The following is a 25,000-nucleotide window of genomic DNA, read 5'->3' as shown; positions in this document are numbered from 1 at the left end:
GTCGTATCTCCTATTTCACGATTTTGATGAACTTGGCCGAGAGCCACCGCAGCACCATCACGACGATGAGCAGGATGCCCCAGACGGCGGTGGTGAGATGCTGGTTGGCGCCGAGCAGGTTGAGCCCCGAAGAAAGAAGCTGCAGCACGATGAGCGCCACGAAGACGGGCAGGACCCGGCCGAAGCCGCCGAAGGGATTGATGCCGCCGAGGAAGCAGGCGAGCACGGTGATGAGCAGGTAGGCCTCGCCGTGGCCGACGCGCACCGAATTGAATCGCGCAAGCATGATGATGCCGGCAACCGCTGCCATCACGCCGGAGAGCATGTAGACCAGCACCAGGACCTTGCGGGTGTTGATGCCGGAATAGCGGGCAGACTCGATATTGGAGCCGATCATATAGGTGGAAAAGCCGAGCTTGGAGCGCGAGAGCAGGACGTGGCTGGCGATCACGCAGGCGACCAGGATCAACAACGGTACCGGGATGCCGAGGATGCTGCCGTGGCCAATCGGAGCTATGAAGGTGGGGAAGCCTGAGATATCGCCGCCACGTGTCAAGAACTCGCCGAGGCCGCGCAGGAAGATCATCATCGACAGTGAAACGAGGATCGGATGGGCGCGGGAAAAGGCGATGACAAGGCCCATGACCAGGCCGCTTGCCGCGCCGACGGCGAGCGCCAGAGCCGAGCCGAGGAGGAAGGCGCCCGGGCCGGCATCGATGCCGCCATTGGCCTGCAGCGTCCAGGCGAGCGTCAGGCCGGCGATGTTGGCGGTGAAAGTGATCGCAAGGTTGAGGCCGCCGGTGAGGATCGGCATCAACATGGCAAGCGTCAGGACGCCAAGCTCGGGAAGCTGAAAGGCAACCGATCCGAAGGTCGCACCCGTCAGAAAATGCGGCGAGGCGAAACCGAAGACGATGAGCACGACTGCCAGCGCGGCGAGGGGACCGGCCATGTCGGCCCCGAAGAGGGCGTTGAAGCGGGCGGCGAGCGTGTTCATTAGCTCCCTCCGCTGTGTGCAGACCTGTCACCGGTCGATTTGCGGGTCGCAAACACCGGCACCAGATTGCCGATGCGGGCGCTCGACAAGGTGATCGCAACGAGGATGATCGCGCCGACGATCATCTTGAAGGCGAAGGGCGAGACGCCCATCAGGTTGAGGCCGTTCTGGGTGATCGAGACGAGCAGCACGCCCAGCACGCAACCGAGCACGGAGCCTTTGCCGCCGCCCAGCCGCGCCCCGCCGAGCACCACTGCAGCCAGGACGTCGAGTTCGCGGCCATAAAGTGCGTTCGGCACCACCTCCTGCGCATAATGCGCCTGCATGAGCCCGGCGATACCTGCCATTAGCCCAAGCCAGCCGAAGGCGGTGAACTGCATGGCGCCGATATTGATGCCGAAGCGGCGCGCCCCTTCCGGATTGTCGCCGAAGGCATAGAGCTGCCGGCCGGTCGTCGTGCGCGTAATGAAGAGCCAGGTGGCGAGCGCGCAGACGGCCATGACGACAACCGGCAACGTGATCTCAGCCCAGCTCCCATCGGCCATTTCGCGCTCATAGATGATGACGCGGCTCGTCAGCCAGTCCGGCAGATTGTAGATCGACACGCCCTTGGTGAAGAACATCAGCAGGCCGAAATAGACGTTGAAGGTGGCGATCGTCGCGACGATCGAGATGATGCGGAAGCGATGGATCAGGAAGGCGTTGATCATGCCGAGCACGATGCCGATGCCGGCCGCAATCAGGAAGCCGGATAGCCATCCACCCCCGCCGATCCGCTCGAGCGCAAGTGCGGTGACATATTGTACGATCGAGGCGGCGACGGCGAAGGAGATGTCGATCCCACCTGATATCAGCACCACGAGCAGGCCGACGGCAAAAATGATGTTGACCGCGCTGATATTGAGCAGGTCGAAGACATTGCCGAGCGTGAAGAAACGGTCGGTCGTAAAAGCCAGGACAAGGCTCATCGCGATGATGACGGCAAACAGCATGAATTCGGTCGTATGGGACAGGAACAGCTTACGCATAGACCGCCGCCTCCAGGTCCTTCAGTGTGGTCGCGCGCGGATCGTGCCAGCCGGCGATACGGCCCTTTTCCATATGGATGATCCGATCGGCGTTGAAATAGACCTCCGGCACCTCGTCTGAAATCAGCATGATCGCAAGCCCCGCCTCGGCAAGCCGGGCAACAATTTCGAAAATGCCGGCGCGCGCGCCGACATCGACGCCGACGGTGGGCGCATCGAGGATCAACACCTTGGGATCGGTGGCGAGCCATTTGGCGATCGCGACGCGCTGCTGGTTGCCGCCCGAAAGCGTCGAGATCGCATCGTCCTGCTTGCCGATCCTGACGCCGAGATCGGCGATCCAGCGCGCGACCAGCGAGCGCTTCTTTTCCATCGAAATGAGCCGACCGCTCAGGATGCGGTTGAGCGATGCCATGACCAGATTGTCGGCGATGGATTGCGGCTGGTTGAGACCGAGCGAAAGGCGGTCTTCGGAGAGATAGGCGACGCCTGCGGCAATCGCCTCGCGGTTGGAGGCAAAGCGCACCGGCCGCCCCTCCAGCATAATCGTGCCGGCTGCGGGCCGGCGCATGCCGAACAGCGTCAGCGCAAGTTCGGTGCGCCCGGAGCCGAGCAGGCCGGTGATCCCCAGCGTCTCCCCACGGCGCAGATCAAAGGAGATGTCCTCGAACTCGCCGGGCCGTGAAAGCTTGCTGACAGAAAGCAGGACCGGGTTCTGCGATAGGTCGCGGGCACGAACATTCTGGTCGAAGGTGCGCCCGGTCATCAGCTCGGTGATCTTAGACTGGGTCATGCCCTCCACCGGATAGACCCCTACCAGCGCGCCATCGCGCAGCACCGTGATGCGCGAGGAGATTTCCAGCACTTCCGCAAGACGATGGCTGACGAAGACCACGGCAACACCTGAAGCCGACAGCGTGCGCACGATCGCCAGGAGATGATCGGTCTCCGATTGGGTGAGCGAGGCGGTCGGCTCGTCCATGAAGACGATCCGGGCCTCTCCAATCAGCGCGCGGGCGATGGCGACGATCTGACGCTGCGCGATGGCGAAGTCCTTGAGAGGTCTGTCGACGTCGAGGGTGACGCCAAGTCGGGCGAGCGCGTCCTCGGCTGTCCTGCGGATCGCAGCATAGTTGACGAAGCGCGGGCGCGAACCGGAAAGGGTCTGGAAGGCAATATTCTCAGCCACGCTCATTTCCGGAAAGAGTGCGAGGTCCTGCCAGATGATCTGGATGCCGCGGGACTGGGCCATGGCAGGCGTCATGTGGGATATCGTCTCGCCGTCGAAGATGATCTCGGCGCCGTCTGCAGGCCGATAGACGCCGGAGATCACCTTGATAAGGGTGCTCTTGCCGGAACCATTCTCGCCGGCCAAGCAATGCACCTCGCCAGGCAAGACTTCGAAGGAGACGTTTTTCAGCGCCTTCACACCGCCGAACGTCATGTTGATGCCGTGAAGCGAAAGAAGCGGCTGGCCCTTCACACCATCATCCGTTGCCATGCTCATGCCGGTTGCCTGTCCAGTCGAATGCCATCAAAGGTCAATGGTCCAGCAATGGCCGGATACCTCTCGTTTTCCCGAACGTCGGGCCGGTCGACGTCGACCGGCCCGACACCCGGGGAGGGGGCCTCTTCAGAGGCCCATTGCGGCCAGGTCGTCGACCGTATCCTTGTTGATCGGCAGCAGTTGATCGACGATGATGTCGTTACCAACAGGCTTGATCACGCCGAGACCCGGAATGTCATCACCTTCCTTGATGCTTTCACCCTTGATCAGGCGATCGGCGAGCGTGACGAAGACTTCGCCGGCCTGCTTCGGATTCCACATAAAGCCGCCCGATATCGCGCCTGATTTGATCAGCTTCTGGCCCTGGCCTGGCGAGAACGGGCCGAGCACGAAGATCTTGCCCGTCTTGCGGCGTTCCTCGATAGCGCGCCCGGCGCCGATCGGACCTTGGCTGCCGAAGGCGAGGAAGCCTGTCAGATCCGGATGGGCAGCGATGAGATCAAGCGCCGTCGAGCGGCTTTTGTCGACATCTTCTGCAACACCATAACGGTCACCGACAAGTTTCATATCCGGATAATTCGCCTTGATGTAGGCGATTGCGGCGTCCGCCCAGGCATTGTGCAGGGGCACCGTGAGCGAGCCGACGAAGACGGCATATTCGCCCTTGCCGCCCATCTTTTCGGCGAGCAGCTTGCCGTGCGCCTCACCAAAACCGGTGGCCGATGCGAGTTCGAAATTCCAGTCGGCGCCCTTTTGCGAGGGCGATTCATGCGTAATGACCTTGATGCCGGCGGCCTGTGCTTTGGTGAGCACGGGCTCGAGAACCTTGGCATCGTTCGGAACCACACCGATGACCTTGACGCCCTGGGCGATCAGGTCTTCGATGGCGCGCACCTGCAGCGCCGGGTCGGCGCTGGTCGGGCCGATCATGAAGGCATCGACGCCGAGTTTTTTGCCCTGTTCCTTGATGCCAGCTTCCATCGCATTGAACCAGGGAATACCGCCGATCTTGACGACAATGCCGACCTTCGGCGCGTCCTCTGCAAACGCGACTACCGCCCCGGCAAGTGACAGCGATGCGGCAAATGCCGCTACGATAAGTCTCCTCATCTTCACTCCTCCTCAAGGTCGCTCATGGCGAACGACGACCACCGGCCGCTTTGCGGCAGGTTGTTCTTGGTTGCTTCACGGCGAGGGAATACCCTTGCCTCCCGTCCCGCCTCCTCCGGCGAACCATTTTTGCGCAATCGATCTTTCTTTTTTGCACAATCGATGGTGCAATAACTATCGATCAAGGTATGGCTTTCGTCAAGAGGGGTTTGTTTCTAAGGGAACGACAGCGGAAAAGGCGAGATATGGCAGACATCAGCAAGAAAAAGGCGACGATCTACGATCTCTCGATCTTATCGGGAGCGTCGGCTTCCACCGTAAGCGCCGTATTGAACGGAAGCTGGCGGAAGAGGCGTATCAAGGAGGCGACGGCCCAGCTCATTCAGAACCTCGCGAACGAGCACGGATATACGGCAAATCTGCAGGCCCGCGGCCTGCGTTCGTCCCGCTCCGGCCTCGTCGGTCTTCTGCTGCCGGTGCACGACAACCGCTATTTCTCCTCCATGGCGCAATCTTTCGAGGCACAGGTCAGAAGTCGCGGCCAGTGTCCCCTTGTCGTCAGTGCCTGTCGCGATCCGGAGGAGGAGCGCAAGGTCGTCGAGACGCTGATCTCCTATTCGATCGACGAGCTTTTCATCGCCGGCGCAACCGATCCGGATGGGGTGCACAAGGTTTGCGAAAAGGCAGGGCTGAAGCACGTCAACATCGATCTGCCGGGCACGCTGGCGCCGTCGATCATCAGCGACAATTATGAAGGCGCGCGCATGCTGACACAGGCGATCATCGAGCGCGCGCAGGAGGATGGCCCACTTTCACCCGACGATCTGTACCTGTTCGGCGGCCGCAACGACCATGCCAGCCATGAGCGAATTCGCGGTTTCCGCGACGTAAAGCGCGCATTGCTGGGCGCGGATCCCAACGTCTGCATACAGCCGACCGGCTATTCCCCCGCCACGACGGCACGTGCCTTCGAAGCCTTCTACGAAGGCCACGGAAAGCTGCCGCGCGCATTCTTCGTTAATTCCTCGATCAATCTCGAAGGGCTGATGCGCTTCCTCGCGCTGCACCCGCACGAGACCTTCGCCGATATCATCGTCGGCTGCTATGACTACGACCCGTTCGGCTCTTTCCTCCCTTTCCCCGTCTTCATGATCCGGCAGGACAGCGAGGCGATGATCACCAAGGGGTTTGCGATCCTCGATGCAGACCGCCGCCCGCCAATCACGCATCTGGTGCGGCCGACGCTCGTTCCACCCCGCACTGCACTGACCGGCCCGCTCGATGCGCTGAAAGATATCGAGTGATGCGTCCTGCCTCATCGGAAACGCAGGTCTGACGAAGCAGCGTGTCGACAACCGCCTTATCGGATCTAGCTTTCTGTGATGCGGCGATCCTCATCGGAGCCGACGGAAAGCTGCTTCCAGTCGAGGTCTTCCTGCAGCTCGAGATATTGCGTCGCGCCAATCTGGTCTGTGTCGCGCAATTCCTCGAGGCGCTGGCGCTGGGCGAGAACGGCAGCGATCGTCAGGTGACGGCGGCGATCGAGCGGCGAGGTCTTGTTTGCATCGTTTGATGCGGCCCAATGATCCTTGCAGATCGTCCGGATCGCTTCGGCCTCAGTACCGTCTTCCTTCTCAAGCCGCTGAAAGGCCGCTTCTGCGAGCGATCTTCGGGCAGCCCTAAGTTCATCGCGGACCTCTGCCTGCCGACCGAGCTTCAGGAAATGGATCATCGGTGCCAGGGTCGCCCCCTGAATGACCAGGGTTGCGAGCACCACCGTGAAGGCCGTGAGCACGACCAGGTCCCGTTCCGGAAAATCGGCAGGGAGAGCGAAAGCCGTCGCCAGCGTAACGAGGCCGCGCATACCGGCCCAACCCACCAGCAAGGTTTCTCCGGATGTGAAAGGCGCCAATTCATGGCCGCTTCGGTGGCGAGACGCGACGACGGCGTGAAGCAGGAACGCCATCGCCATTCGCGCCAGGATGACGCCGACCACCACGATGGCGGCAAATCCCATCGCCCGCTGAAGCTCTTCAGTCGACATCATCGCAAGGATGCGGCGCGCCTGCAGCCCCATCAGCAGGAAAGCCACCACATTCAGCAGGAAGACGACCGTCGTCCAGACCGCGAAGGAATGCACCCGCATCCGTGGCGAATCCTCGACCGAAGAGAGGGCGGCGATGGTCATTGCGCTCGCTACCGTGGCAAGGACAGCCGACAGGTGCAGATGCTCGGCGATCAGCCAGGTCGAAAAAGCGTAGACGAACTGAAGCAGGGTCCCACCAACCGTATTTTCGGTTATCGGTCGAAGCCGCGAGACGAAAAAGCCGAAGACGATGCCGAACAGGATCCCTCCAGGTGCGGCAAACCCCACCTGAAGCACCGTCCCGGCATCCAGCCCACCCCGCGCCTGGACCGTGAGCGCGGCCCCGAAAAGCAGCAGTGCGGTTGCATCGTTGAACAGGCTTTCCCCCTTGAGCAGGGCATCCACACGGCGCGCGATGGGCAAATTGGAAAGGACCGCCGTGGCGGCTGCGGCATCAGGCGGTGCAACGATTGCGCCGAGTGTGACCGCAACCGCAATCGGAAGCCCGACTGTCAGCATGCTGATCGACACCACCACGCCTGTCGTGACGAGAACCGCAACAACAGCATAGAAGAACAGCGGCACCAGCATGCGCCGGGCCGCACCCACCGGGAAATCATAAGCCGAGTCGACCAGGACGGGGGCGATGAATAGGGCAAGCGCCGTCGGCGGATCGATGGGGATCGTGGGTGCGCCGGGCAGCATCGCCACCGCGACGCCGGCGGCAGCTAGGATGCCGGGGTAGGGCAGGCGCGTGCGACGCGTCACCTGCAGCAACAAGATGGCAACCGCCAGCAATGCAACGAGTGTTTCGAAGAACGTCATTTCAGCATACTAGCAGGCTTTCGAGCACATTGAAGCGGGTGCGGCCCCGATGTAAAACTTGTGTCGTATCAAGCTGCTGATGCAGCGGCGGAGGGCGATCATGGACTACGAGGTTGCGATTGTCGGCGCTGGCGCGGCCGGCATAGCAGCAGCAAAAGGGCTGGCCGATTCCGGCCGCTCGGTCATCATCCTGGAGGCCAGCAATCGCGTTGGCGGACGAGCCTGGACAATCGAATTGGCCGGAATGCCGCTGGATATGGGGTGTGGCTGGCTGCATTCTGCTGAGCGCAATCCTCTCGTCGCTATCGGCCGTGCCGCCGGGTTCAACATCGAGCGCGGGCCGACGGCGTGGCAAAGCCAGTGGCGCGATCTCGGCTTCACGCAGGAGGAGCGCGCGGCCGCGGCGGCGGCATGGACCGCTCTTGAGGAGCGGATGCGGGCTAATCCCCCCGCCAGCGACAGGGCGTCGGACGCCCTGGAGCCAGATGGCAAATGGAACGCCTACTGCCAGTCCCTCAGCGGATATATGAACGGCGTGCCGCTCGATCTGCTGTCGGTCACCGACTTTCTTGCCTATGACGATACGGCGACCGATGCCAATTGGCGGGTGCATGAAGGCTATGGAAGTCTGATCAGCGCGGCCGTTCCGAACGTGGCCCTGCACCTTTCGACGCCCGTACGACGCGTGACATTGACCGCGAACGGCGTCCAGTTGGAGACCGACCGCGGTCCTGTCACGTCACGTACCGTGATCATCACCGCATCGACCACCGTTCTGGCCCGCGGAGCCATTATCTTCGACCCGGAGGCCGACGATCACCTCCATGCCGCAAGTCGGCTGCCGCTTGGCCTCGCAGACAAGCTGTTTTTGGAAGTCCATGGTAATCATGGCCTCGAGCCGGAAACCCATCTGCTTGGCGACCCGCAGAATGCCGAGACCGGCAGCTATTATATCCGGCCGTTCGGCCGGCCGATCATCGAAGGCTTCTTCGGCGGAAATGGCGCTGTCGTCATCGAGCGCGCGGGTTTGGTGGAGGCATTTGCCTTCGCACTCGACCAGCTGTCATCGCTGCTCGGCAGCAACATCCGCCGCCACCTGCGGCCCTTGGCAGCCTCTTCCTGGTGTCGTACCGATTGGATAGGCGGCTCCTATAGCCATGCGTTGCCCGGCCATGCCGACGCACGCGCAGTCCTGGCGCGCCCGGTCGGCGACCGGCTGTTTTTCGCCGGCGAGGCGACGCACCAGTCGGACTTTTCGACCGCGCATGGCGCATGGGAAAGCGGCTTGCGGGCCGCCGACCAGGCTGCAGCTGTTCTACCACCCTCGTGATATTCCGGCCACTGACCCCTTAAGGTCGAATTTCACCGCCTAATGCCAGGACGAGGTGAAATGGATGCCCTCGCTCCAAGGGAAGCGGTTAGCCTACAGCTTTATCATTGGCAGCTTGTGTGGTAGGAGCGGGTCATGACATCACTGATCGATTTCGATTGCCGAAGCTGCGGAGCCTGCTGCTCCTATTCGTCGAGCTGGCCCAGATTTTCCACCGAAACGGAAGCTGCTCTCGATTTGCTGCCGGCGCACCTCGTAGCCGCAAACGAGCAGGGAATGCGTTGCGACGGTGCGCGTTGCTCCGCTCTGGTCGGCCGGGTCGGTTCAGAGACATCCTGTCAAGTGTACGATCTTCGGCCCGACGTCTGCCGCGCCTGCGTCCCAGGCGATGGCGCTTGCTTGACCGCCCGCGAGTTCTTCGGGATCGGTCAGCCAAGTTTGCCGCCCGGTCACTTCGATGCGCGTTTGCCAGTCAACTGAGATGCCACCTCGACTCCGCGGGTTGGACACGGCCGCGCCGAGACAGAATGAGCGAGCTAAAAAGAGTCCGCCATCTCCAGCTCCATAAATCGGTGTTACGCCTCAAAAACTAGGTTTCGGAGCAGCTTGGGATGGCGGTCGCACAGGGGAGGGTGAAGGTTGCCGGTTCGTTTCCTCTCAAGGCGAACATGATTGCTAACGCCGCGCACCCGAGGTGCTGCGGGCCCAATTTAAATTCCGACGCTGGGCTTGTTGCCGATAGCGTTCCATCAAAGTGGGCCGTGATACAATCGAGATAAGACGTGACGGGAAAAGAGGTCGGCCTCGGCCATGTGCGGGTAGCCCGAGAGGATAAAAGCTTCGATACCTTCCGCCCGGTAGGCTCGCAGCTTTGCAAGAACCTGGTCCGGATCGCCGACGATCGCAGCACCACAGCCGGAACGAGCCCGGCCGATCCCTGTCCAGAGATTGTCCTCGACATAGCCCTCGTCGCCGGCCTGCTCGCGCAGTTCCGCCTGGCGCCGCACGCCCACCGATTGGCTGTCCAGCGATTTGGCGCGGACCGCCGCACCGGCCGAGTCGTCGAGCTTCGACAGCAGACGGTCCGCGGCAATTCGCGCCTCTGCTTCTGTTTCACGAACAATGACGTGTACGCGGTAACCGAACCGGAGCATCCGGCCGCGCCTTTCCGCACGGCTGCGAAGATCGGCGATCGTTTCGCGCACGACCTCCATGCGGTCCGGCCACATCAGATAGATATCGGCACCTACCGCAGCCGCCTCTCGAGCGTCCTCTGAGAGGCCGCCGAAATAGAATTGCGGGCAGCGACTCGACAGCGGAGCGATCCGCGGCGGATCGACTTTCAGCTTCCAGAACGCGCCGTCGTGATCGAGTGGCTTTCCGTCAAGCAGCGTGCGCAGGATCGACATGGCCTCGATTGTGCGGGCATAACGTGGGCCGCTCGCAAGAGTTTCGCCGGGCATTTCGCTGGAGATGATGTTGACCGACAGGCGGCCACCGGCCATGCGGTCGATGGTGGCAATCTGGCGGGCCAGTTGCGGCGGCCAGCTTTCGCCGATTCTGACAGCCATCAGCAGCTTGATGCGGCGTGTGAGCACGGCCATCGCTGAGGCAATGGCAGTGGTATCAATGCCCAGCGCATACCCCGAGGGAAGCAGGATATTGTCGAAGCCGCTGCTTTCAGCCTGCAGCACGATATCGCGACAGTGTTCGAAGCTCGATTGCAACTGCGGATCGGGGACGCCGAGAAACTCGTAGTCGTCATCACATAGAGCAGAAAACCAGCTGACTTCGCAGGCTTTGGTCATAAATGATGTCTCCCATGCTGTAGCGCCATGTGCGGCGCGGATTCTCTTGTTCTTGCGGCGCGGCCTTGCGCGTGCTCGCGAGTCGTAGCAGCCGTTCGAGAAATAGGGGAAGAAATGGTACTTTTGATCTTCCTCCGTTTGTAGATCATATTTTCGATCGTTGCGTTGTTTTACCGCTAGCTGCTTTGCCGATGAAGCAGGGTGAAACGGGTGTCGATCACCGTGGGGGTCCTCTCTCCGCCATGCGCGCTGCGCTCAAGGATCAGACGTGCCGCCTCGGTGCCGATCAGATCTCCAGGCGGGCGGATGGTGGTCAGGGACGGGTTGGAAGCGGCACTAAAGCTCAGATCTCCGAAGCCGACGACCGAGAGCTGCCCCGGAATGTCGATGCCAAGCCGCTGGCATTCGAAGATCACGCCGAGCGCCACATGGTCGTTGGAGCAGGCGATGCCGTCCACATCGGGAAACGTGCGCATGGTTTCACCAAGCAGCATTGCGCCCACTTCCGCACTCGACGGCGCCGGATGCTTGATGACTTCGGCAGTGACGCCTGCGGTCTTGCGGGCTTCCTCGACAAATCCTTCGGCCCGGTGCGCGGCTCTCTTGTCTTCCTGCAGGCGAGCCCCCAGAAAGACGAGCTTGCGACGGTTGCGCTGGACGAGATGAGCAGCGGCTGACCGGCCGACCTGTTCGTGGTGGAAGCCGACGGCCATATCGATCGGCTCCGAACCGAGTTCCCAGATTTCGACCACCGGCACGCTGCTTTCGCGCAAGAGCTTTCTGGTTGCGTTGCTGTGGCTGAGCCCCGTCAGCACGATCGCTGCCGGAGCCCAGGACAACGCCATGCGCACGAGGTTTTCCTCCTCGCGCTCGCTATATTCGGTATGGCCGAGCAGAACCTGCAGCCGCTCCTTACCCAGTTCCGCCTGCATGGTTGCAACTGTTTCGGCGAAGAAGGCATTTCGCACCGATGGCACAATGATGCTGACGGCGCGGGAAGAGGCGGCGGCGAGCCCTCCCGCCATCAGGTTCGGCACATAGTTGAGAGCTTCGATGGATTTTGCGATCGCTTCGCTGGCCGATGCTGATACGGCGTCCGGCTTGCGCAGATAGAGCGAGACGGTAGAGGGTGAAACCTCCGCCCGAGCCGCGACATCCATCATCGTGACACGCTGCATCTTGCGGCGTTTGCGTGTGGGCTTAACGGAGCGTCGAGTATCCACCATTCTTCCTGTCGATATGATAGCGCTATTATCTCGAGGCATGATAGCCCATGGATTTCTGCGGAACAATTCCCATTGGCAGAGAATAACTTAATTATCAGAGATAACTCGAGAAATCGCAAAATATGCCGCTTCCGCGTCGGTTTGCCAGCACCTCGCGAACCGATTTTGAGCACTCCCGCTTGCAAAACAAAAATCGTAGCGCTATTATTCGGTCACGAAGTAGCGATGGGCACGGGATGAGGTGCCATCTCCGGGAGGTTGAAATGGCGGGAGTGAGCCTGCGGGCGCTGGATAAGAGTTATGGCGCCCTTCGGATCGTTAGGGGTATCGACCTGGAGATCGCCGACGGCGAGTTCGTGGTCTTCGTTGGCCCCTCCGGCTGCGGCAAATCCACCACTCTGCGCATGGTGGCCGGCTTGGAATCGATCACCGGCGGCGAGGTCAGGATCGGCGATCGCGTCGTCAACAGGCTTGCGCCACGCGAGCGCGATATCGCCATGGTGTTTCAGGATTATGCGCTGTACCCGCACAAGACCGTGCGCGAGAATATGGGCTTCAGCCTAAAGGTGCGCGGCATCAATGCCGGTGAAGCTGCGGTGCGTGTCGGCGAGGCCGCTAGCATGCTTGGCATTGCCCACCTGCTCGACCGCCGACCTGGTCAGCTCTCCGGCGGCCAGCGTCAGCGTGTCGCCATGGGCCGCGCCATCGTCCGCCGTCCGCAGGTGTTTCTTTTCGATGAGCCGTTGTCCAATCTGGATGCAAAATTGCGCGGTCAGGTCCGCACCGAAATCAAGAAACTGCATCAGGCAATCGGCACAACGATCATCTACGTTACGCATGATCAGGTCGAGGCCATGACGCTCGCGGACCGGATCGTCATTCTGCGCGGCGGCGAGATCGAGCAGGTCGGAACGCCCGACGAGGTCTACAATCGCCCGGCGAGCGTGTTCGTCGGCGGTTTCGTCGGCTCGCCCGCGATGAATTTTGCGAGAGCCAAGGCGGATGTCGGCAGCCTGGTCTTTGCCAATGGCGACCGTCTGTCCCTGTCGTCGATCCGCGCCGCCGGTCATGCCGGGGCTGTCGATGGTCGCGAGTTCATTGTTGGTATCCGCCCGGAACACTTTAGCGCGAATGCGCTTGACGTTGCGCTCACCTGCCAAGTTCAGGTTGTTGAGCCGCTTGGCTCCGATACGCTGGTCCATTTTGCCGTGGGCAATGAGACATTGACGGCCCGCATGCCGCCGGAAACGCGGGTCAAGGCTGGCGAAATGCTCAAGATCGGCGTGGACCCCACGAAAATTCATCTTTTTGACGCCGCAACAGAACGCGCCGTCCATTGACGACCCGTGCGGGGAGAATGCCAAGACCGCGCGACCACAAACCAAACGGGAGGAAACCATGACTTTTTCGAAATTAACCGGTGCATTGATCTGCGGCACGATGCTGACCTTCGCGATGCCGGCGGCAGCCGAGACGGCGCTGACCATCTACATCTCCAGCCAGCACCAGCCGGACGTCTGGCGCAAGGCGCTCGACAAGTATGAAGCCGCCAATCCGGATGTGAAGGTCAAGATCGAGACAGGCGGCAACACGTCCGAAGCCCAGGCGCAGTATCTCAATACCGTGATGTCGGCCAAGGACACCTCGCTCGACGTCTTGATCCTCGACGTCATCCGCCCGGCGCAGTTTGCCGCTGCCGGCTGGACCAGCGATTTCCCCGGCAAGGACATGTCCTCTTACCTGCCGGCCTATGCGGGCGCCAATACGGTCGGTGGCAAGGTGATCGCGCTGCCGGCCTTCGCGGATTCGCAGTTCCTCTACTATCGCAAGGACCTTCTGGAGAAATACGGCATCGAGCCACCCAAGACCTGGGATGAGCTGAAGGTTGCTGCCAGGAAAATTGCCGAAGGCGAAGGAAATGCCAATCTCCAGGGCCTGTCGTTCCAGGGCAAGGCGATCGAGGGCGCCGTCTGCACCTTCCTCTTGCCGTATTGGAGCCAGGGCAAGGTGCTGACCGACAACGGTCGCCTGACCTTCGATCGCGATGCGGCGATCAAATCGCTCGGCCTCTGGAAGAGCTTTGCCGACGAGGGCGTTTCCAAGAAGAATATCGCCGAAGTCGGCACCGACGACACGCGCAAGGAGTTCCAGGCCGGCAATGTGATCTTTGCCGTCAACTGGTCCTATGCCTGGGCGCAGGCTCAGGGCAAAGAATCGGCCGTTGCCGGCAAAGTCGGCGTCGCCCGTCTACCGGCCATGACCGGCGGCGAACAGGCGACCTGCCTCGGCGGCTGGGAGTGGGGTGTGTCGGCCTATTCCGAACATCAGGATGAGGCGAAGAAGCTGGTTGAATACCTGTCTTCGCAAGACGTTTCGAAGTTCATGGCCATCAACGGCTCGCTCCTACCGACCTATGCCGGTCTCTACCAGGACGCTGAAGTGACAAAGAGCGCACCTTGGTTTGCAGATGCGCTGCAGGTGGTCGAGACCGCCAAGCCGCGTCCAGTGACGCCGCGCTACAACGAAGTGAGCGAAGTGATCCGCACGACGGTCAACGCCGTTCTTGCCGGTGTGACGACGCCGGAAGATGGCGCCGACCAGATCGAGGCACGTCTGAAGCGCATTCTGCGGTGAGGACCCCTTAAGCTCTCGCGGAATCCCCTCCCTGTCTTTCGGGAGGGGAGAGCTTCTCAAGGGGTGGGACGAGCGACCTTTCGGTTGCGAGGCAAAAAGCCTCGCTGTCCGACCCTCTCAATGTTTCGGAACGAAACCATGGCGACGACAACCACGTTCAAAGCGACAGACGCACAGGAAGCCCAACCTGCCAATTGGACGCGCTGGCTCGACCTCAGCGACCGTTCGCTGGCCGTACTGCTTCTATTTCCGGCCGCAATTCTCCTGGCGCTGATCATCGTCTACCCGGTCTGCCGGCTCGTCTATACCAGTTTTTTCAATCTGTCTCTGACCTCGGGCCTGCCGGCCGAGTTTGCCGGGCTGGACAATTACCGGTTGATGATCGATGACCCGGTCTTCTGGGAAACCACCTGGAACACGGTGTTGATCACGCTGATTACCGTTCCCGGCGCTCTGTTGGTCGGGCTTGGTCTGGCCCTGATGGCGAACCTCCCGTTTGCGATGCAGTGGCCGGTCCGTCTGTCGCTGCTCATCCCCTGGGCGCTGCCACTATCCTTCGCCGGCCTGATCTTCGCCTGGTTCTTCCATTCGGAATACGGTGTTGTCAATGACGTGCTGAACCGTCTCGGCTTCGAGGGGATCATCTGGTTTAACTCCCCGAACTGGGCCTTCGCCGCCATCTGCCTGACCATCATCTGGAAGACCTCGTCCTTCATGGCGCTGATCATTCTCGCCGGCCTGCAGACCATTCCGCGTTCGCTCTACGAAGCTGCGGATGTCGATGGCGCCGGGCGGCTGCGCCAATTCTTCGAGATCACGCTGCCGCTTCTGAAGCCGTCGATCGTCGTCGCGCTGATCTTCCGCACGATCACCGCGCTGCAGACCTTCGATATTCCCTACATGATGACAGGCGGCGGGCCTGGCACGTCCACCTCGACGCTCGCGATGTACATTCATCAAAACACCGTGTCCTTCCTCGATCTCGGCTACGGGTCGGCACTCGCCGTCGTCATGTTCGCGCTCTCCATGTGCGTAACGGCCGTTTACCTCCGTATGATCCGGACCAAGGAGTAATCGCCATGAGCATGACATTGGCTTCGGCTTCGACATCCTTCCTGTCCGGCAAGCCGCTGCGGTTGATCGCCGCCGGAATTCTTCTGATCAACGGCATGTTTCCAGCGCTCTGGATCCTGTTCACCTCGCTGAAGACGGAAGCCGAGCTGACGGCGAAGCCCATTAGCTGGATCCCGCATGCGCCGACCGTGCAGAACTTCGTGCAGGCCTTTTCCGACCAACCGTTGCACATCTTCCTGTTCAACAGTTTCATGGTGGCGCTGCTTTCGACCGCGCTGACGCTGCTGGTCTCGGTGCTGGCGGCCTACGCGCTCGCTCGGCTCAACCTTACTTATCGCGGGCTGATCCTGTCGCTGATCATCGCCGTTTCGACATTCCCGCTGGTGACGCTGCTGGTGCCGCTGTTCGAGATCATGCGGGCGCTCAATCTCCTGAACAGCTGGACAGCGCTCATCCTGCCCTACACGGTGCTCAGCCTCCCGGTCTGTACTTTGATGCTGGTGTCCTTTTTCGAAGGTATCCCTCGCGATCTGGAAAATGCCGCGATGATCGACGGCTGCACACGGATGGGGGCCTTGTTCAAGGTCGTGGTGCCGCTCTGCGCACCCGGTGTATTCACCGCCGGCATCCTTGCCTTCGTCAACGCATGGGATGAATTCCTGCTGGCGCTTTCGTTCAACTCAAACCCGTCGCTGCGCACACTGCCGGTCGGCATCCAGCTCTATCAGGGCGAGTTCGCCTTTCCCTGGCCCGTCATCTCGGCAGCACTCGTCGTCGGCATCGTGCCGGTCGCCATCCTGATCGTCATCTTCCAGGAGCGCGTTGTCTCCGGCCTGACAGCCGGCGGGATCAAGGGATGAGCGACGTGAAGAAAAAACGCGATCTCGCCGATCTGCGCAGTCAGCGCTGGTTTGCCTCCGACGACATGCGCGGTTTTGCCCATCGGCAGCGCACGCAGCAGATGGGCATGCGCCGCGACGAGTTCATGGGCCGGCCGGTGATCGGCATCATCAACACCTGGAGCGAGATGAGTCCTTGTCACGCGCATCTGCGGGACCGGGCCGAGGCGGTGAAGCGCGGTGTCTGGCAAGCAGGCGGCTATCCTGTCGAGATGCCGGCCCTCTCGGTCGGCGAGGTGATGGTGAAGCCGACGACCATGCTCTATCGCAATTTTTTAGCGATGGAATGCGAGGAGCTGCTGCGTTCCCATCCGGTCGATGGTGCCGTGCTGCTCGGCGGCTGCGACAAGTCCACGCCGGCACTGTTGATGGGCGCGATCTCCATGGATATTCCGGTAATCTATTGCCCGGCCGGGCCGATGTCGAACGGACAGTGGCGCGGCGTCAAGACCGGGGCAGGGACGCATACCAAGAAATACTGGGACGAACTTCGTGCTGGCAACATCACGCAGGATGACTGGGTCGATCTTGAAAGCCGGATGACCCGCTCCGCCGGTACCTGCAACACGATCGGCACGGCCTCGACCATGACCTCGATCGTCGATGCGATGGGGTTGACCTTGCCCGGCGCGTCCTCGATCCCGGCGAGCGATTCCGGCCATCCGCGCATGGCGTCAGCCTGCGGCGTGCGCATCGTCGAGATGGTCTGGGAAGATTTGAAGCCGTCCGACATTCTCGATAAGGCGAGTTTTCTCAACGGCCTCGTCGCCTATATGGCGCTCGGCGGCTCCACCAATGCGGCCGTCCATCTGGTCGCGATGGCGCGCCGCGCCGGTGTCGATCTGTCGCTGGACGACATGGCAGCGATGGCCGGCAAGGTACCGGTCGCGGCCAATGTCTTTCCATCGGGCGAATACCTGATGGAGGATTTTTATTTCGCCGGTGGTCTGCTGGCGCTGCTGAACAAATTTTCCCGTCACCTCGACCTCGCCCGGCTAACGGTCAACGGCCAAACGCTCGGCGAAAACATCGCCGGCGCGGACTGCTGGAACGACGATGTCATTCGCGGTGAGGACAATCCGGTGGTGCCGCTGTCGCGCGGCAAGACACTGGAAGTGCTGCGCGGCAATCTGGCGCCCAACGGCGCCGTCATGAAGTCCTCTGCGGCCAATCCGAAATTCCTCAAGCATCTCGGCCCGGCTATCGTCTTCGACAATCCCGGCGTCATGAACAAAACGCTCGACGATCCCGATCTGGATATCACCGAGAACACGGTCATCGTGTTGCGCAACGCCGGCCCGGTCGGCGCCCCCGGCATGCCGGAATGGGGCAATCTGCCGATCCCCAAAAAGCTTCTGAAGCAAGGCGTGCGCGACATGGTGCGTATCTGCGATGGCCGCATGAGCGGTACGCATTACGGCACCTGCATTCTGCATGTCTCTCCCGAGGCCGCCATCGGCGGACCGCTGGCGCTTTTGAAGACCGGCGACCTGATCGAACTCGACGTCGAGGCGGGGACGATCAACATGCAGGTCGACGAGGCGGAAATTACCCGCAGGCGCGCCGAGTGGAAGCCCGCGCCGCCGGCCTACCAGCGTTCTTTCGCGGCACTTTACCAGCAGCATGTCAGCCAGGCCGATCAGGGCTGCGATTTCGATTTCTTAAGTGGAACGGCCGCCGTGCCCGATCCTGCCATTTACTGAGGAGACGACCATGAGCCTGACCAACCATTTCAAGGCATGGCTTGCCGAAAAGGACCGGGCAGCCCCGCTCGGCACCTGGCTGATGGCAGCGGCACCCGCCACGGCCGAGGCCCTCGGCTATGCCGGCTTCGATTTCCTTGTGGTCGACATGGAGCATGTGCCGGTCGAAGTCTCCGATGTCGCGGGCATCCTGCGCGCCATCGGCTGCACGCCGGCCGAGGCCGTGGTGCGCCTTGCGTGGAACGATCAGGTGCTGGTCAAGCGCGTGCTCGATGCCGGCGCGCGCACCGTCATGCTGCCCTTCGTCCAAACGGCCGAGGAGGCGCGCGCGGCTGCATCCTACACGCGCTATCCACCGCAGGGCATTCGTGGTGTCGCTGCCGTTCATCGCGGCTCTAAATTCGGCACGATCCCTGACTATCTGAAGCGGGCGAACGGTGAGGTCTGCACCATCGTCCAACTCGAAACGCCGGAGGCGATCGAGCGCCTGCCGGAGATCGCTGCGGTCGACGGCGTCGATGCCCTGTTCGTCGGGCCTGGCGATCTGTCGGCTGCGATGGGCCACATCGGCAATATCTCCCATCCGGAGGTGCAGGCGCTGATCGAAAAGGCGGCAAAGGACGCACATTCGGCCGGCAAGCCGGTCGGCATCGTTGGTCCTAATCCCGATATGGTAAAGCAGTTCCTGGTCTATGGTTACGATTTTGCGGCGATAGCATCCGACATCGCCATGATGACCGGTCGCGCCAATGATTGGCTTGGCGTGTTGAAGGGGCAGGCGGCCCCCACGGCACCTGCCGCCGCCTACTGAGGATTTCGGCGTGCAAACGGGTTTCGAACTTGTTCTCGACCTCAAGGCGTCTCTCGGCGAATGCCCGTTGTGGTCGGTTGCCGAGCAGGTGCTCTATTTCGTCGATATCAAGCGCTGCTGGATACATCGGTTCGATCCGGAGTCCGGTGGCTTGAAGACGATCGAACTTCCCGAAGAAGTCGGCTGCATCGGCCTCGCCGCCGCTGGCGGTTTCATTGCCGGACTGCGCTCTGGCCTGTGGCTGGTCGGCACCGACGGGACACTTCTGCGCAAACTCGCAGACAATCCCGAGAATCAGGCGAGCAGCCGCTTTAATGACGGCATGGTCGATCCGAAAGGACGCTTCGTGGCCGGAACGGTGGATGAGACCCGCGAAAAAGGCATTGCCGGTCTTTACCGCTTCGACCGGAACGGTCTCGCCCAACTGGCCGATGGTCTTTTGACGTCGAACGGCGTCGCGTTCTCACCGGACGGGCAGAGGCTCTATCATGCGGACACGCTGCGCTACGCCCTCTATACTTACGACTATGCGCCGGAGACAGGTACGGCGTCCAACCGGCGGGCTTTTGCCCGGTTCGGAAGCGACACGGACAAGGGCCGCCCGGACGGTGGCGCCGTCGACGTCGATGGATGCTACTGGACCGCATTGTTCGAGGGCGGGCGCGTACAACGCTACAGTGCTGATGGAATTCTCCTCGCGGAATACTCAGTGCCGGCGAAGTGCCCGACAATGGTTACCTTCGGCGGCTCCGACATGCGAACTCTCTACTGCACAAGCGCCAGCATTGGCCGTTCTGCAGCCGAGATCGCCGCCTTTCCCCTGTCCGGCGCACTGTTTGCAATGCGCACCGATATGGCCGGTTTGCCAAAACCGCTTTTCAACCCGGAAGCCTGACCAATGCCATCCAACTATGACAGCGTTCGCTACACCTCCCTTGAAGGGCGCACCGTGCTTGTCACCGGCGGCGCCTCGGGTATCGGGGCAGAGATGGTCAAGGCTTTTGCCGCGCAGGGCGCGAATGTTGCGTTCATCGATATCGATGCCGAAGAGGGGGCAAAACTAGCTGCTTCGATCGGGGCGACGTTCGCCGCTTGCGACGTCACGGACATTCCAGCGCTGCGTAGGGCCATTGCCGAGGTCGAGCAGGCGCGCGGCGGCATCGATGTTCTGGTCAACAACGCCGGCAAGGACGATCGTCACATGATGGGCGATCTCGAACCGGAGTCCTGGCGGAGAGCCTTGTCGCTCAATCTCGACCACCAGTTTTTCGCAACCCAGGCCGTCAGCGCGCGCATGGCCGAAAAGGGGAGCGGGTCGATCATCATGCTGGGGTCAGTCTCCTGGATGCGCGGCCGTCCCGGCATGGTCGGCTATACCACGGCGAAGGCCGCCATCAACGGCATGACCAAGACGCTTGCCCGCGAACTCGGCCCCTCCGGCATCCGGGTCAACTGCATCGTCCCCGGCGCGATCGTCACAGAACGGCAATTGCAACTCTGGACATCGCCGGAACAGAACCAGCAGTTCATCGACTTGCAGGCGTTGAAGTTCCGCCTCGATGCAAGCCATGTGGCGCGCATGGGATTGTTCCTTGCCTCTGACGAAAGCGGCGGCTGTACCGGCGCGAACTTCGTCGTCGATGCCGGGCTGACGCAGAACTGAACATGCAGATTCGAAAGAAAGTTTCATGAAACTCGAACAGACAGAAACCGGCTTCATTCTCACTTTCGGGGGCCGGACGATTCTTGAGCACAGCGCAGCCGCGCCCGCGATCTTTGCCGGTCATGGCGAAGAGCGCATGGATATGTATCGCGGCAATTTCGAAATCGAGGACTATGTCATCGAGCGTCGTGCCTTTGCGCATACGGAGATCGAACACAATCGGGTTTTTCTGTCGGACGGACCGGGCAGGCCGGCACGCCTTGTCCTGAACATCGATGGAGGTACCATCGGCTTTGAGGCGCTCGATACGTCGCTGAACCGGCTATGGATGCGTGTCCCTGCCGATCACGACGAACATGTCTGGGGTGGCGGAGAGCAGATGTCCTATCTCGACATGCGCGGCCGGCGCTTTCCCCTTTGGACCTCTGAGCCGGGCGTCGGCCGCGACCGGACCAGCGAGATCACCTTCAAGTCGAACGTCAAGGATCGGGCGGGCGGCGATTATTTCAACACGAACTACCCACAACCGACCTATGTTTCCTCGGCGCGCTACGCGCTGCATGTCGAAACGACGGCCTATTCTGTTTTCGATTTCCGCCGCAAGACTTTTCACGAGATCGAGGTCTGGGCGATTCCAGCGCGGATCGAGCTTTTCGCCGCGCCGACCTTTGTCGAACTGGTCGAGGTGCTGTCGGATCGCTTCGGCCGACAGCCGCCGCTTCCCGACTGGGTATACAACGGCGCGATCATCGGGCTGAAGGATGGCGAAAATTCCTTTTCGCGGCTTCAGTCGATGCGCGATGCCGGAGTCGAGGTTTCCGCTCTATGGTGCGAGGACTGGGTGGGGCTGCGCCAGACCTCCTTCGGCGCGCGCCTCTTCTGGGACTGGCAGGCCAACGAGGATCGTTATCCCGGTCTACGCCAGAGGATTACCGAGCTGAACGGTGATGGCATCAGGTTCCTGGGTTACGTAAACCCCTATCTCTGCGTCGATGGCCCCTTGTTTGAAATCGCGGAAGCGGAGGGCTACTTCGCTACGGATGAAAGCGGAAAAACCGCGTTGGTCGATTTTGGCGAATTCGACTGCGGCGTCGTCGATTTCACAAATCCGGCCGCGGCCGAATGGTTTGCCGAGGACATCATTGGCAAGAAGATGCTGGACTATGGGCTTTCGGGATGGATGGCCGATTTCGGCGAATACCTGCCGATCGACGTGCACCTTGCAAACGGCATCGATGCCAAGCTGATGCACAACCAGTGGCCGACGCTTTGGGCGGAAGTCAATGCGAAGGCGGTTGCCAGTCGCGGTCAGACCGGCGAGGCGCTGTTTTTCATGCGCGCCGGCTTCACCGGCGTCCAGAAACATTGTCCTCTGCTGTGGGGCGGCGATCAGTCGGTCGATTTCTCCCGGCATGACGGGCTGGTCACAGTCATCTGTGCTGCCCTGTCTTCCGGCCTCCTCGGCAATGCCTATCACCACTCCGACATCGGAGGCTATACCAGCCTCTTCGGCAATGTCCGCACGCCCGAGCTTTTGATGCGCTGGGCCGAAATGGCGGCATTCACGCCCGTCATGCGCAGCCATGAGGGAAATCGCCCGCGCGAAAACGTGCAGATTGATCAGGATCCGCAGGTGCTGTCGCATTTCGCCCGGATGACGCGGATCTACAGGCATCTTGCTCCCTATCTCAAATCGCTGTCCAATGAGGCGGTTGCGCGAGGTCTGCCGGTACAGCGGCCGTTGTTCCTGCATCACCAGGACGATCGTGAGACCTATGCAATCCAGGACAGTTATCTCTACGGCGCCGACATGCTGGTCGCGCCGATCTGGCAGGCAGCGCAGGCGGATCGTGTGGTCTATCTGCCGCAGGACGCGCTTTGGGTTCACGCCTGGACGGGCGAAACATTCGCCGGCGGCGAAAAGGTTCGGATTGCCGCGCCGCTCGGACAGCCGCCCGTCTTCTACCGAGCCGGTTGCGCCGATGAAGCGCTGTTTGCCGGTCTTCGAGGTCTGTGACAGTGAGCGCTGCGGGTCTTGCGGGACTTCTGGTGTTGGCGGGCCTTGCCGCCTACATGCAAACCCTGACCGGTTTCGCCTTCGGGCTGATCATGATGGGTGGCATCGGCCTTTCCGGGCTGATGCCGCTGCCGGAGGCCGCCGTGCTCGTGAGCTGTATGGTGCTCGTCAACGCAGCCCAGGTTCTGGCGCGCGGCTGGCGCGATATCGCCTGGGCCGAGTTCTGGCCGGTTGTCATTTCCAGCATTTCAGCGCTTGCTGCCGGATACTGGCTGCTGGGCGAGATGGTTTCGGCGTCCATCCACTGGCTGAAGCTTGTGCTCGGGATCGTCATCATTGCCTCGAGCCTGCAGCTTGCGCTGAAGCCGCAGCCGCTGGCCGCGCGGTCATCGCGCGCTTCCTTCGCGTTTTTCGGTGCGGTTGCGGGTCTGATGGGTGGCCTGTTTTCCACCGCCGGCCCGCCGCTCGTCTATCACCTCTACCGGCAGCCGCTGCCGGCAGTCAGCATCCGCGAAACTCTGGTGGCAGCGTTTGCCGTCAATGCCGTAATCCGGCTGGCCATGGTCGCGGCTGCCGGCGACCTCCCGCATAGCAGCTTCTGGTGGGGTCTGCTCTGCATCCCGGTCGTGATGATCATGACCTTTGTCGCCAAGCGGTGGCCGCCACCCTTGTCCGCCCTATCGATCCGCCGCATGGCTTTCGGCCTGCTTCTCTTGTCCGGCCTATCGCTGACCGTTCCCGCTCTTTTGAAAATCATAGGAGATCCCGCATCATGACCGAGCGCCGCACGCTTGCCCTCAAGGACCCCACCCTACTCACGGACAAGGCTTTCGTCGCCGGCGCGTGGATCGCCGCACCCGACGGCAAGTCATTTGCGGTGACCGATCCCTTCGACGGTGCGCTGATTGCGAATGTACCGGATCTCGGCCAGGCGGTTGTCGCGAAGGCGATCGATGCCGCGGCAGAAGCGCAGAAGCTCTGGGCAAGGCGCACGGCCAAGGAGCGGGCGCAGGTGCTCAAGCGCTGGTACGAACTCATCGTCGAAAATGCCGACGATCTGGCGCTGATCCTGACGACCGAGCAGGGCAAGCCGCTGGCGGAGGCGAGGGGCGAGGTCGTCTCCAACGCGGCCTATCTCGAATGGTTTGCGGAAGAGGCAAAGCGCATCGATGGCGATATCATTCCCGGCCCCAATGCCGGCCAGCGCATCATGGTACTGAAGCAACCTGTTGGTGTCTGCGCGGCAATCACGCCGTGGAATTTCCCGAACGGCATGATCACCCGCAAGGCAGGCCCGGCCCTTGCCGCCGGCTGCAGCATGATCCTGAAACCGGCTTCGCAGACGCCGCTGTCGGCGCTGGCGCTCGCCGTGCTTGCCGAGCGCGCCGGCGTGCCGAAGGGCGTGTTTTCGGTCGTGACCGGCGAGGCGAAGCCGATCGGTCTGGAGTTCTGCCACAATCCGAGGATCGCCAAGATCACCTTCACCGGTTCCACCGGCGTCGGGCGCTGGCTGATGAAGGAGGCTGCCGGCGGCATCAAGCGCCTCTCGCTGGAATTGGGCGGCAACGCGCCCTTCATCGTCTTCGATGATGCCGATCTCGATGCCGCCGTCGATGGCGCGATGATCTCCAAATTCCGCAATGCCGGCCAGACCTGCGTTTGCGCCAACCGTATCTATGTGCAGGAGAGTGTTGCTGCAGACTTCACCGAAAGGCTGCTTGCCAAGGTTTCGGGTCTTTCGCTCGGTCGCGGTACAGACGCCGGCGTCAGCCAAGGGCCGCTGATCGATGAGAAGGCCGTTGCGAAGATGGAAGAGCATGTCGCCGATGCGATGGCCAATGGCGGGACAGTTCTCACTGGGGGCAAGCGCAGCGTACTTGGCGGCACTTTCTTCGAGCCGACAGTCGTGATCGGCGTGACGCAGACGATGAAGGTGGCCAAGGAGGAAACCTTTGCGCCGCTGGCACCGATCATTTCGTTCAAGGACGAGAACGACGTCATCGCCATGGCCAATGATAGTGAATTCGGTCTCGCCTCCTATTTCTATGCCAAGGATATGGCTCGCATTTGGCGTGTCGCGGAGGCGCTTGAAGCAGGGATGGTCGGCGTCAATACCGGCATGATCGCCAACGAAATGGCGCCCTTCGGCGGCATCAAACAGTCCGGTACCGGGCGCGAAGGATCGAAGTACGGCATAGAGGGCTTTCTTGAACTGAAATATGTGGCACTGGGGGGAATGTAATTGTCGCCACCAAGGGGGCCAATGACCCGATTGTCGCGTT

Annotated in this window: 22 protein-coding genes; 14 read left to right on the top strand and 8 right to left on the bottom strand. The window is 61.5% G+C overall.

What is annotated here, in order from left to right:
* Nucleotides 1–10: 10 nt before the first annotated feature.
* The 5 genes from N2600_RS24635 to N2600_RS24615 all read right to left on the bottom strand — a co-directional run bounded on the left by N2600_RS24635 (nucleotide 11) and on the right by N2600_RS24615 (nucleotide 4,827).
* A complete protein-coding gene (locus N2600_RS24635) occupies nucleotides 11–997 on the bottom strand; it encodes an ABC transporter permease (RefSeq protein WP_222281383.1) in 987 nt (328 codons plus the stop codon).
* Nucleotides 997–2,025 (bottom strand): ABC transporter permease, encoded by a 1,029-nt coding sequence (locus N2600_RS24630; protein WP_260299161.1) that lies wholly within the window; start codon nucleotides 2,023–2,025, stop codon nucleotides 997–999. The genes N2600_RS24635 and N2600_RS24630 overlap by 1 nt, the downstream gene beginning before the upstream one ends.
* Nucleotides 2,018–3,532, bottom strand: a complete 1,515-nt coding sequence (locus N2600_RS24625) for a sugar ABC transporter ATP-binding protein (RefSeq protein ID WP_222281385.1) — start codon at nucleotides 3,530–3,532, stop codon at nucleotides 2,018–2,020. Before N2600_RS24625 ends, N2600_RS24630 begins: the two co-directional genes overlap by 8 nt.
* Before the next feature lie 126 nt (nucleotides 3,533–3,658).
* On the bottom strand, nucleotides 3,659–4,642 hold the full coding sequence (locus N2600_RS24620) for an autoinducer 2 ABC transporter substrate-binding protein (protein WP_260299160.1): 984 nt from the start codon (nucleotides 4,640–4,642) through the stop codon (nucleotides 3,659–3,661).
* 2 nt (nucleotides 4,643–4,644) lie between these two features.
* Complete coding sequence (locus N2600_RS24615) at nucleotides 4,645–4,827, bottom strand: hypothetical protein (RefSeq protein WP_260299159.1); 183 nt, start codon at nucleotides 4,825–4,827, stop codon at nucleotides 4,645–4,647.
* A gap of 60 nt (nucleotides 4,828–4,887) precedes the next feature.
* Here N2600_RS24615 and N2600_RS24610 point away from each other — a divergent pair, with 60 nt between their 5' ends.
* Nucleotides 4,888–5,946, top strand: coding sequence for a LacI family DNA-binding transcriptional regulator (locus tag N2600_RS24610; RefSeq protein ID WP_170255469.1), 1,059 nt, complete (start codon nucleotides 4,888–4,890; stop codon nucleotides 5,944–5,946).
* 65 nt (nucleotides 5,947–6,011) lie between these two features.
* On the opposite strand, the gene N2600_RS24605 is transcribed toward N2600_RS24610, so the two are convergent.
* Nucleotides 6,012–7,553: a cation:proton antiporter gene (locus N2600_RS24605; protein ID WP_170280907.1), complete on the bottom strand. Its 1,542-nt coding sequence runs from the start codon at nucleotides 7,551–7,553 to the stop codon at nucleotides 6,012–6,014.
* A 100-nt stretch (nucleotides 7,554–7,653) separates the two neighbouring features.
* Between N2600_RS24605 and N2600_RS24600 the strand changes: the two genes are divergently transcribed.
* Together N2600_RS24600 and N2600_RS24595 are read left to right on the top strand one after the other, a co-directional pair.
* Nucleotides 7,654–8,883, top strand: a complete 1,230-nt coding sequence (locus N2600_RS24600; RefSeq protein WP_260299158.1) for a flavin monoamine oxidase family protein — start codon at nucleotides 7,654–7,656, stop codon at nucleotides 8,881–8,883.
* 135 nt (nucleotides 8,884–9,018) lie between these two features.
* Nucleotides 9,019–9,363: a YkgJ family cysteine cluster protein gene (locus tag N2600_RS24595; protein ID WP_260299157.1), complete on the top strand. Its 345-nt coding sequence runs from the start codon at nucleotides 9,019–9,021 to the stop codon at nucleotides 9,361–9,363.
* Between the two features lie 269 nt (nucleotides 9,364–9,632).
* On the opposite strand, the gene N2600_RS24590 is transcribed toward N2600_RS24595, so the two are convergent.
* The gene (locus tag N2600_RS24590) at nucleotides 9,633–10,691 is read right to left on the bottom strand and encodes an LLM class flavin-dependent oxidoreductase (protein WP_260299156.1); all 1,059 of its coding nucleotides are present in this window, start codon (nucleotides 10,689–10,691) and stop codon (nucleotides 9,633–9,635) included.
* Nucleotides 10,692–10,867: 176 nt separating this feature from the next.
* Nucleotides 10,868–11,917, bottom strand: a complete 1,050-nt coding sequence (locus tag N2600_RS24585; protein ID WP_222385951.1) for a LacI family DNA-binding transcriptional regulator — start codon at nucleotides 11,915–11,917, stop codon at nucleotides 10,868–10,870.
* A gap of 263 nt (nucleotides 11,918–12,180) precedes the next feature.
* Between N2600_RS24585 and N2600_RS24580 the strand changes: the two genes are divergently transcribed.
* The 11 genes from N2600_RS24580 (at nucleotide 12,181) to N2600_RS24530 (ending at nucleotide 24,960) form a co-directional block, all read left to right on the top strand.
* Nucleotides 12,181–13,257 (top strand): ABC transporter ATP-binding protein, encoded by a 1,077-nt coding sequence (locus N2600_RS24580; protein WP_260299474.1) that lies wholly within the window; start codon nucleotides 12,181–12,183, stop codon nucleotides 13,255–13,257.
* 58 nt (nucleotides 13,258–13,315) lie between these two features.
* Nucleotides 13,316–14,551 (top strand): ABC transporter substrate-binding protein, encoded by a 1,236-nt coding sequence (locus tag N2600_RS24575; RefSeq protein WP_260299155.1) that lies wholly within the window; start codon nucleotides 13,316–13,318, stop codon nucleotides 14,549–14,551.
* A 138-nt stretch (nucleotides 14,552–14,689) separates the two neighbouring features.
* Complete coding sequence (locus tag N2600_RS24570) at nucleotides 14,690–15,625, top strand: carbohydrate ABC transporter permease (RefSeq protein WP_260299154.1); 936 nt, start codon at nucleotides 14,690–14,692, stop codon at nucleotides 15,623–15,625.
* A gap of 5 nt (nucleotides 15,626–15,630) precedes the next feature.
* The gene (locus tag N2600_RS24565; RefSeq protein ID WP_222385955.1) at nucleotides 15,631–16,485 is read left to right on the top strand and encodes a carbohydrate ABC transporter permease; all 855 of its coding nucleotides are present in this window, start codon (nucleotides 15,631–15,633) and stop codon (nucleotides 16,483–16,485) included.
* Nucleotides 16,482–18,227 carry an L-arabinonate dehydratase gene (gene araD, locus N2600_RS24560; RefSeq protein ID WP_260299153.1) on the top strand — a complete coding sequence of 582 codons (1,746 nt, stop codon included), beginning with the start codon at nucleotides 16,482–16,484 and terminating at the stop codon, nucleotides 18,225–18,227. Before N2600_RS24565 ends, araD begins: the two co-directional genes overlap by 4 nt.
* A gap of 10 nt (nucleotides 18,228–18,237) precedes the next feature.
* Nucleotides 18,238–19,038, top strand: coding sequence for an HpcH/HpaI aldolase family protein (locus N2600_RS24555; protein WP_260299152.1), 801 nt, complete (start codon nucleotides 18,238–18,240; stop codon nucleotides 19,036–19,038).
* A 10-nt stretch (nucleotides 19,039–19,048) separates the two neighbouring features.
* The gene (locus N2600_RS24550) at nucleotides 19,049–19,933 is read left to right on the top strand and encodes an SMP-30/gluconolactonase/LRE family protein (RefSeq protein WP_222385958.1); all 885 of its coding nucleotides are present in this window, start codon (nucleotides 19,049–19,051) and stop codon (nucleotides 19,931–19,933) included.
* A 3-nt stretch (nucleotides 19,934–19,936) separates the two neighbouring features.
* A complete protein-coding gene (locus tag N2600_RS24545) occupies nucleotides 19,937–20,701 on the top strand; it encodes an SDR family NAD(P)-dependent oxidoreductase (RefSeq protein WP_260299151.1) in 765 nt (254 codons plus the stop codon).
* Nucleotides 20,702–20,726: 25 nt separating this feature from the next.
* Nucleotides 20,727–22,718 carry an alpha-glucosidase gene (locus N2600_RS24540; protein ID WP_260299150.1) on the top strand — a complete coding sequence of 664 codons (1,992 nt, stop codon included), beginning with the start codon at nucleotides 20,727–20,729 and terminating at the stop codon, nucleotides 22,716–22,718.
* A 2-nt stretch (nucleotides 22,719–22,720) separates the two neighbouring features.
* A complete protein-coding gene (locus tag N2600_RS24535) occupies nucleotides 22,721–23,494 on the top strand; it encodes a sulfite exporter TauE/SafE family protein (RefSeq protein ID WP_260299149.1) in 774 nt (257 codons plus the stop codon).
* A complete protein-coding gene (locus N2600_RS24530) occupies nucleotides 23,491–24,960 on the top strand; it encodes an NAD-dependent succinate-semialdehyde dehydrogenase (RefSeq protein WP_260299148.1) in 1,470 nt (489 codons plus the stop codon). Before N2600_RS24535 ends, N2600_RS24530 begins: the two co-directional genes overlap by 4 nt.
* The last annotated feature ends 40 nt before the right edge of the window (nucleotides 24,961–25,000 follow it).

It is taken from the genome of Rhizobium sp. WSM1274 (genome assembly GCF_025200775.1).
Lineage (GTDB): Bacteria > Pseudomonadota > Alphaproteobacteria > Rhizobiales > Rhizobiaceae > Rhizobium > Rhizobium leguminosarum_I.
The sequence above is the reverse complement of the archived record's forward strand: the minus strand, read 5'-3'. Positions and strand labels throughout refer to the sequence as shown.